Source organism: Rhodothermaceae bacterium (assembly GCA_009838195.1).
GTDB lineage: Bacteria > Bacteroidota > Rhodothermia > Rhodothermales > Bin80 > Bin80.
The window spans coordinates 1-8,927 of record VXSC01000021.1; the positions used below are offsets into that span (position 1 = coordinate 1).

The 8,927-nt window shown below is 49.6% G+C and carries 6 protein-coding genes and 1 pseudogene; 2 read left to right on the plus strand and 5 right to left on the minus strand.

Features of this window, described 5'->3' with window-relative positions; translation table 11 throughout:
- Positions 1–1,018 (minus strand): IS110 family transposase (locus F4Y64_04980; GenBank protein ID MXX96952.1); only part of this gene is annotated, 1,018 nt, incomplete at its 3' end.
- Positions 1,019–1,189: 171 nt separating this feature from the next.
- Here F4Y64_04980 and F4Y64_04985 point away from each other — a divergent pair.
- Positions 1,190–1,300, plus strand: a pseudogene (locus tag F4Y64_04985) (transposase).
- A gap of 117 nt (positions 1,301–1,417) precedes the next feature.
- On the opposite strand, the gene F4Y64_04990 reads toward F4Y64_04985, so the two are convergent.
- The 4 genes from F4Y64_04990 to F4Y64_05005 form a co-directional block, all read right to left on the minus strand.
- Positions 1,418–1,942: a hypothetical protein gene (locus F4Y64_04990; GenBank protein ID MXX96953.1), complete on the minus strand. Its 525-nt coding sequence runs from the start codon at positions 1,940–1,942 to the stop codon at positions 1,418–1,420.
- Positions 1,943–2,050: 108 nt separating this feature from the next.
- Positions 2,051–2,206: an ABC transporter ATP-binding protein gene (locus F4Y64_04995; protein ID MXX96954.1), complete on the minus strand. Its 156-nt coding sequence runs from the start codon at positions 2,204–2,206 to the stop codon at positions 2,051–2,053.
- Between the two features lie 414 nt (positions 2,207–2,620).
- Positions 2,621–4,429 (minus strand): IS1634 family transposase, encoded by a 1,809-nt coding sequence (locus F4Y64_05000; GenBank protein MXX96955.1) that lies wholly within the window; start codon positions 4,427–4,429, stop codon positions 2,621–2,623.
- Positions 4,430–4,934: 505 nt separating this feature from the next.
- Positions 4,935–6,083, minus strand: coding sequence for a transposase (locus F4Y64_05005; protein MXX96956.1), 1,149 nt, complete (start codon positions 6,081–6,083; stop codon positions 4,935–4,937).
- 297 nt (positions 6,084–6,380) lie between these two features.
- Here F4Y64_05005 and F4Y64_05010 point away from each other — a divergent pair.
- The coding region (locus tag F4Y64_05010) for a hypothetical protein (GenBank protein MXX96957.1) at positions 6,381–8,927 on the plus strand (2,547 nt) is incomplete at its 3' end.

The window sequence follows — 8,927 nt, forward strand, 5'->3', positions numbered from 1 at the left end:
TGAGTAAATTGGGGAAACGACGCAAGATATGCGCCCGTTTTTCATTAGACCTATTTAACCGGGCACGGGTCAAATCTTGCGTACGCTTCGCCGAAGCATGATAAAACAGGGAGACTTCGTTGGACTCTTTGGCAGGTAGTGAAGACATCCAGCATTGGTAACTGATGGCTTTCAATACACTGGCTCCAGAACGATCCAGACACTCCCCAGACAATTTCTTTCCTCCGCTTTGCCGTACTCGAATCCCCAATTGGCAGTACTTCCATAGTTGCTGCTTGGTCGCAAAGCGATGAGGCGTTTGAATGAACGCGCTAAACACATGTGCGCCCACCACCCCAATTCCTGGAATGCGCTGAAACGGCTCAATTTCTCCATACTTCTTCCCAAGTTCCTGCATCAGTGACAACGCGGTTTCACGAACACGCACCATGCAATCGAGCTGTTCGTAGACATTCAGGATCACCTTCTTCATTGCCTCGGATTCGACTTGTTTCAAGTAGGAGCGCCGATGCGTCTTGCTGTACACCAAAGATCCTGAAATCTTCAAACCGCCACCCTGATAATACTTGGATTTGATTTGGTTTTTCAAGGCGAGAATCTCATTGGTGATCGACAAATACTGTTGCGCGACAATCTTGAAGTCTACACGGCCTGGATCATGGTTGTGATAGACGGGCTTTAATTCCTCCAACCGAAGCAGACGAGCAAGTTTTAGAGAATCGCGCACATCATCTTTGCTCCCACCGCGACTGATCAACGCATTTTGTACCGGATCACACACGATCAACTCCGTTACATGAGGCGTCAGAACTCCGGCGATCCAGCCAGCCAAACTTGATTCCTCCAACGCCAAATACTTGAACGTGGCTGGCAAGGCCTTCACATGGCGAATCAAGCCAGTTTCTGAGGTTGGAAAATCGTGAACCGACACCACATTCGCGTCTGCATCAATCGTCCCAAGAACACAGTTCCTCGTGTGGGCATCGAGACCGATATATACATGGGTGTACATTTGCATATAGGTTGAGTGAGACGCAGAGCAACATACGCTTTCGCGCCCCACTTTTTATTAGACCTACATACCTGCGATCCTCTTGCAAAATCCCTTCGTTTGGAGACGGATATCGCCCAGGGAGTATCCAGGGCGATATTTTACAGGTTGGAGGAGGGTTTTGCAAGAGACTCCTGCGGGATTGAATCCTTCTGGGCGCTACTCAAGCGTGGCTACTATGGGCCGTATCACAGAATGTCGCCAAAACATTTACAGCGTTACGTAGATGAGTTTGTGGGACGGCATAACGTACGCGGGTATGATACGGTGGAGCAGATGAAGAAATTTGCGAAAGGATTTGAGGGGAAGCACCTTCCGTATCGGAAACTTATACGCAAGAACGGACTGGATTCAATGGCGGTATGATTACGGGACTTCCAGTTCCATTATGTCCAGCAACTTGTCTCTAAGTTCAATTCCGAGTACTTGGCGGACCCCTTTTTCCGGTATGCCTTTTTTGTAAGCGACGTTGCGGATAAGGCTCAGTTGTTCCTCTGACAGTTTGATTTTGTTCAAGACATAATCAAAACTGTATTCTTGAATGTCATATGCTTCTTTGCCCTGAATGTGATCGGTTAATGTTTCAGCAATTCGACTCGCCCAATTAACGCCATCGATTTTTTTTGATATATCGTTTCCGAACTCAGTAAGCCTCAGTGGGCTTCGTCCTACCATAACATTGGGAGCTGGTAATTGATCCCGAATCCTATCAAATTTGCGATCCAGCTTTTTCATAAACTCTTCAAGATGGCTTAATTTTGTATCTACAGAACCAGACCATCTTGAAACATGAAAGATTTTGGTTCCAACGGTAATAGCTACAACCACAAAGGTTATGAGCAAAGAGAGAATGGAAACAATCGCAATGATCCAAGCAGTATCATTCATCATAATTGTCACTCAACTGAAGGTTGTAAAAAAACTAGACACCACTCCTATCATCCTATTACAGAGTGTACACTGCAACCAGAGTTATTGTCACATCTATACACAAAGCAATTACTGTGCCTTGATCATGTCAAGTGGCACCTTCAATATCGCTTTGGTGATTTGTTCAGCTGCAGGTGGCATTGATCGCTGAATCTGTGTAATGTCGTTTGCCAGACGACATTGGACAAAGCCTGTTGTGGTTCTCGTCCATCCTCGTACCGGCATAGGTTAGAAGGTTGCTGAATAGTACGAATATAATTCAAATTTGTTTAATTGACCAAGTGAAAATTGTTTACTATAATTTGCGGTGCATTCTCGTCCGGTAGATCTGACACGTCGGGTTGCCTGTCAAATATAACAGCCGATCCAAGCACCGATTAGCTACCTGTGCTGGCGAATAAACAGGCATCTCGTGGCCGCACCAACTCTGGGTGCGTAGTTCCTCGGACGATGAATGCACAGCCCGACACCTGCTCGGGATAAACCAATTCACATTCACGATAGAGACACAAAAGTTGTTGTTATTTGTCAGCAATTCCCACTAACGCAAGTTTGCAAAATGTAGTGAAAATTTTCATGATTTTGGGCTGTTCTCTTTTTCAGAGAATCTGCCATAGAGTGCGTTATTTCATGTTTTTTCTACATTTCCACGTCTTTTTTCGGAAGCCGTTTCACCTTCTTTTTTTCTGTATTTTTGCCTAGTTTTAACTCCATCGATTTGAAGACTTCTCGCGGGAACGGCTTCAGGGTTGCGTCCTGTTTCAACTCAATACAATGGGTCTTGTTTTGCGGAAGAATGGTCGTAATCCGATGCTGATGATTCAGCTGTACCTTGATCGCTGCCCAGCTGCTGTGGATCTCCCTCGCGCGCAGTTTCCATCGAATCAAATGAGCCGTATGAAAGGCCAAAACTGACAGGAACAGATGCGCCTCAATCCGTTCTTTCTTCCGATGAAAGAACGGACGTAACCCAAGATCAGATTTCATGGTCCGGAATGTTTGTTCAATCTCGGCCAACCGCCAGTAGGTGCGTGCAATTTCTCCGAGCTCCCAGTCGGTATGACTGGTCCGAATGATATAGCCTCCCGATGCATCCGTGCATTCGTCAAAGGCCGGTCGCCGATGAATCCGAATCCGTGCTGCGTTGGGATTCCCCTTCTTCTCAATGACGTTCACATCATACTGATACGCAATGTTTTTGTATTCCTCCTTCCGCCGTGCGACCTTATCCTGAATCACCTCCAGCTTCTTCGGGCGCCCCTTGATCGAAAGCCCATCATTGAGATACGCAATGGCTTCTTCAAACTCGGTTCGCTTTTTGTCAAGGATCTGATCCTTCACCGCCTGCTTCGCCTCACTGTGCAGATACCCCCGCAGTTCTTCATCCTTTACACCAAGTTTCCAAGCACGCACGATCGTCTTGGTGCCGGTCTCAAAGGTCTCATCCGGCTTCTTTTCAGGGACCGGTGGCGTCTTGTTCCGCTCCACACAAAGCCAACCCAGCCCCTGCTGTTTCAAATAAGCAATATTCGCCTCTGAAGCGATCCCAGCGTCCATAATGACCGTCGGTGTGGCTCCATTCAACTGTCCAATCGCCTGCTTCAAGGTCGCCGGTTCACTCGCATTTCCAGGGAGAATATTCGCCGTACGCGGGAAGCCCGATGCGTCCAGAACCACGGCCAATGTCACCAATGGACCGTTGTTGCGTTTCTCTTTACTGCGACCAAATTTGAGCAACTCCCCTTGCTGCCGACCGGTGAAATACGCATTCGTCAGATCATAAAACACAATGGTCTCACCGAAACCCAACAAGGCCCTGGTGTTCCCAAAGAGTTGCGCCATGATCGCCTTCCGATTCGTATAGAGTAGGTCTCCAACATCATAGAGCGACCGCTCACTTGGACACTTGGCTTGAAGCAGTTCCAAGATACTGGAACGGTCACACATCCAGTCATACGTTTGGGCCTCGCTCCCCGGAGACAGCATCCGACCGACCACCAAGACCGTCGCCCAATCCATCTGATTCTGGTTCCACTTTAGCCCTCTTAGAATGGGGGCAAATCCCAAAAGCTGCAAGGCTTTGAGGGCCACTCGTTCCCCGCCAACCGTTCGGGTAGCCTCGTGCGTGATTTCATCGGTCAAAATGACATCCCGATCATCCCTCGGTGCATGAATATCATATCCGGTTTCGTGGAGTCGTTCAACGATCCGCTGACTCGCCGTTTGCAGGGCTTCATCTTCAAAGGGAAGCGGTGGAATTCCCCGTAACTGATCCTCTACCATCTGGGTCAGGATCCGCCAATTCTTTTTGGGGATCTTGAAATTATGGCCCAGATTCAGCAACGTTCGTTGGCGAGGATTTCCATGGACGCGATAGGCCTCAAGGAGGGTGAAGGTCTGTACTGTTTTTCCCGATTTTAGGGTGTACGATTGGGATCGAATAAACATGGGAAAATGGGAGCTTCTGGGAGGTGAAACGGGCGGGGCTCCACGTTGTTCGCAAATCTTTTCACTACATTAAGGTATTTGAGGAACAAAAACCCAGAAAGAACTACTGCAATCAATGATTAATAATATAAAATACCGTAATTTAGGGCCTAAATTTACTCGATTTTGCAAACTTGCGTAATGAGTAAATTGGGGAAACGACGCAAGATATGCGCCCGTTTTTCATTAGAGCCTCTTGCAAAACCCTAAACCGAGAATCTGGAAGGGGGAATCTTCAACCTGAACGGGCTTACATTTCGGTGCCCGTGTTGTTCCCAAAATAACGCAACGTTCCACCTTTTTTGGCATCAACCTCCGCTTGGTTCAATTTCACCGATAATCGGCCCCGAAGAGCGTCATGATCGGGCGAATTTGGGCGCGAATTCCTTCCGATTCGACTCACCTATCCCACGGCTCCCAAATCCAGAACCTCAAGATTCTACGCCTTCGTGAAAAGAGGTCCAGATTATTGGACCAGTCGCAGGAGTTGGTCCACCGTGAGCACCACGACGCCGAACATCAGGTGACACGTCACCTTCAAGTGCCCTTTCACCCGAATATTGCGCGCACCAAACTCATCCTTGAGGCGCCCAAACGCCCGCTCCACGGTCGTTCGTTGCCGGTAGCGAACCCGCTCAGCCGGAACGAATCCAGCGTTTCGTTGCGCCGTGCATTCGCGAATATGCTCGGCTTTTTTCTTGCGCGGATTCGGATCAATAATCGCCACATGCCCCGAAGAACGACTCTGTTCGTACACGTCCTTTGCATCATAGGCACTGTCCATCAACTCATAGCAATACTGCACGCGCTGCCCGGTCATTCTTGCCAAGGCAATCGCGACCTGACTGTCATGCAACGACGCAGACGTGACGACACAACTGATCGGAATGCCCCCATCCGCCGAATCCATGTGCAGCGTAAAGCCCGCCCAGGTGTTCGTATACCCCTTTGCATTGCGCTTGCATCCCACCGTACAATCTTTCGGCAACTCATCCAAGATCTCCTCCAGGTCCATGTCCAGTTGTTGTTCCAGTCGACGAGGCGCCTTGGGCCGTTCCTCTCCCTTCTTTGGACGCCCTCGCTTGCGTTTCTTTGGGGGAGCCTTCACGTCCTCAGACGTCGATTCCTGGTTCTTTGGAACCGGCTTTTCCCTAGCTTCAATTGCCGTTGAATCTCGGGAGATATGCCCGACCAACTCGTCCGCATAGGCATCTCGGATCAATGCAGCATGTATCCGATTCGGTAACTGCATGGTGGCAAACTCCTGGAATGCGCGCGAAAACGTTGATGCACTCGGGACATCCTTCTCACGGGACCACCCACAAATCGACCGAAGCGTGGGCTCCAGCTTGAGTCGCTCCCGTAAGGCAGAGGTCGTGGAAATGTTCAAGACCATCTTGGCGAGAAAGCTCCGAGCAAGAGCCGTACGTTGGACTTGGGGGCGCCCCCCACACCTGCGGTCTAGCTTACGGGGAAGATGATCTTCGACACACGCCATCTCCAGCACCAGCTTCTTGTACCGTTCGGGGAACGAACCCAATTCCCGTTCCAACCACGGAAACAATTCGTGTTGGCAGCTGATATAAAATCCTCGTATCTTGTCCGTCAGGGACATGGAAACCTCCGTTTGTTTTGTGGGAACTTTGGCACACACAAAGATACAAAATCCAGAGGTTTCCGTCCCTGGCGGTTTGATCCCAAAATAGGCGGGTCCACGCGGTTTCGAATCGAAAAAATGCAGAGAAATATAGGTTCCCATTCCCTAGATCAATCCGCCAAAATCAGAGACCAAAAAGAGCCAAAATTTTACAATCCAGAGGTTTTGCAAGAGGCTCATTAGACCTACTTATACTTGCTACGAGTGGTTCATACATCGTTTAATTCAGGCAGTACCATGACTTAAGGGTAAAGGATGTTCTCCGTGGCGAAGTTAACGGTTGGTATAGTACCTAGGCTCTGGCATCAGGCGTGTCATGATCTTCGTAGGTTTTGGATATTTTTTTTGCCTGTGGTCGTCCTTGGTCAGGTGCAAACGCCGAACGTTCAAATCCATACCCAAGTGCCATCTGGGGTATCGTCAAGTTTGAGCCTGCAGGTTCTTGAAGAACGCGAGCAGGAAGTTGTTGTGACTACGCTGCTTTCTGCTGAACCGCGCACCGCCCCTTTTGAAGTGATTCACGTGAGCGAAGGCGAACTTTCCCAACGCAGCCCTGCCCTGATTCTCCCATCTTTTCCTCACGGAGGATCAAGTGCGGGTGTATTCGTGTCGCCCATAGATCCAACGGATGGATTTGCGAGACACCAGTGGAGCTATTTCAAACAGATGCCGGGGAATGTCCAGAATTCTTTGACGACTTTCGGCGGGTATTCAAAAGTCGCGATAACCGAGTCCCTTGTGGATACAAACTATGGGAACTTTGCAGTGGTGATGGATGAATTGCCTTCGGAAATAGAGTTTACCAATTCTTTTTCGGTAATGGCGGAGATCGCGGATACCGACGTGACTCCGCAGGTGTGTTTAAAGCTTTCGTCTCAAACAGTAGTTGGTGGAGATCCGGTGACCGTAACGGCAACGGTTGATCCAGTGCAGAAAAAGGATGTCACAGTTGAAGTTGATTTCTGGAGTGACGTAATAAAAAGTTTTCTTACCATAAATCCATCGACGATTACGATACCGGCGGGGGCAAAGGAGTCTACTGCGGTTCAATATGATACTCGCTGGGACTATACACATCCTCTCACACGTGGCTGGAAGGAGGTCTATGGAGATCTTATAGCAAAGCCCGATCTGCCACACAAACACTCTATATGTCTATGTCCTCGAATATTTATCAAGCGCCCCCCACCAGATGTCACGCTATCAGCCTCTCCGAATCCAGTGGATGATGGTGATCCCGTGACGATCAGTGCAAGAATTCCTTACGCGCTATCCAGCGATCTCAAGGTACCACTGCACTACCCCAATGCGAAGACCACGGACACGGCCTTTGATCCTGGCGACTACACTTCATTAGCTTCAATAACAATCAAGGCATATGATACGAAGGGTAGTGGGCAGATTCAGACCCAAGAATATACAGGCGTAGACGATAAGATGTTTACGTTGGCGATTGATGAGAAAAAACTGGCAGCCGCCGCGATCATGGGGGATCCCAACGTGGTCAAGGTGACGATCACGGACAATGAAATACCGTTCCTTCATTTTGCTTTGGCGAAGAGCAGCGTGAACGAGAAAGATGTTACGCAAGATGTGAACGTAACCATCGCTCCTAAGCCCGCGAGTAGTTTTACGTTTAGCTACACTCTGGGCGGAACGGCGACCGAAAAGTTGGACTATACAATTACAAATTCCGGGTCGGTTTTCGTGCCTGCGAATGCAACTTCAGTGAAGATTCCGGTCAAGATTATCGCTGACGCTGAGGATGAGCGGCCTGACGAGACGATCGAACTAACACTGGACAATGGCGCAGAGTATGGGCTCGGAAATCCAAGAACACATGAGTTGACAATCAATGGCCCTCAGGTGATCCGTTTCGCTTCCTCTAAGAGCAGCGTGAACGAAGATGGTGGGAGGCACAAGGTAGAGATACTCTTTCATCATCCGGTTAGGTCTCCCATGTTAATTAAGTACACGTTGGGTGGTAATGCGACCGACGGCATTGATTACTACATTACGAGTGCAATGGGGGTGCCTCGGCGGCTGACCTCGGTGAACCTTCCCGTCGATATTATTGACGACGCCAAGGATGAGCATGACGAGAAGATCGTCTTGACTCTGACCTCGGATGGTATAGGCTACGAGTTGGGAAGTTCACGCGAACATACGGTAACGATCGTGGACAACGATCCGACCGTTTATTTTGCTTCGGCGACCAGCAGCGCGGAGGAAGGCATTGGTACGCAGAATGTGCGCGTGACTCTTGCTTCTGCTCCCGCGAGTGACCTCACATTGAGCTATACGCTGAGCGGTACAGCGGTCGAAGGCACGGACTATACCATCAAAGATTCCGGTTCGGTTCCGGTGTCTGCGGGCGCGACCTCGGTGAATATTCCGGTGGCGATTACGGACGATAGCGAGATTGAGCCGGATGAGGACATCATCCTGACGCTGACCTCTGCTACGGGGTATACAGTTGGAAGTCAGAAGGAGCATACGCTGACGATTGCGGACAACGACACCCCGGAGGCCCGGTTTGCTTCGGCGACTGGTAGCGTCAAGGAGAGTGATGGCACGCATACTGTGAGCGTAGAAATTTCACCTTCGCCCGCGAGTGATTTCACGTTGAGTTACACGCTGGGCGGCACGGCAACCCGAAATACAGACTATACCATTACCGGTTCGGTTCTGGTGTCGGCGAACGCGACCTTGGTAAATATCCCGGTCACAATTATTGATGATCAGTTGGATGAACTGGACGAGACGGTGATTCTGACGTTGACCTCCGGCACGGGATACTCA

Excerpts from the sequence above, each read along its gene's own strand:
- F4Y64_05005 (MXX96956.1), bottom strand. The coding sequence starts at position 6,083 with ATGTCCCTGACGGACAAGATACGAGGATTTTATATCAGCTGCCAACAC.
- F4Y64_05000 (MXX96955.1), bottom strand. The coding sequence starts at position 4,429 with ATGTTTATTCGATCCCAATCGTACACCCTAAAATCGGGAAAAACAGTA.
- F4Y64_04990 (MXX96953.1), bottom strand. The coding sequence starts at position 1,942 with ATGATGAATGATACTGCTTGGATCATTGCGATTGTTTCCATTCTCTCT.
- F4Y64_04995 (MXX96954.1), bottom strand. The coding sequence starts at position 2,206 with ATGCCGGTACGAGGATGGACGAGAACCACAACAGGCTTTGTCCAATGT.